This window comes from Staphylococcus sp. EG-SA-2 (genome assembly GCF_017152085.1).
Genome location: NZ_JACYHC010000343.1, coordinates 1 through 311 on the forward strand (window position 1 = coordinate 1; position 311 = coordinate 311).

1 pseudogene is annotated in these 311 nt (G+C 36.3%); it reads right to left on the reverse strand.

The features are described 5' to 3' along the window. A pseudogene (locus IDG60_RS03290) lies at positions 1–202 on the reverse strand (transposase); the annotation flags it as partial. Positions 203–311 lie beyond the last annotated feature (109 nt).

Consider the following 311-nt stretch of genomic DNA (forward strand, 5'->3'; position numbering starts at 1 on the left):
ATATTAAGTGCCATTAATACAAAACCTAGCTCTCGTTTAACTTTATTTATTCCTCGAACTGACATTCGAGTGAAACCCAAAATAGCCTTCATAAATCCAAAAACAGGCTCTACATCAATTTTTCTTTAACTATAGATTTTTTCGTTTCTGGTTCAGAAAGCTTTTGATTAATTTGGGCTTTAAAGTATTTCAAAGTAAAATTACATGTTAATACGTAGTATTAATGGCGAGACTCCTGAGGGAGCAGTGCCAGTCGAAGACAGGGGCCCCAACACAGAAGCTGACATATAGTCAGCTTACAACAATGTGCC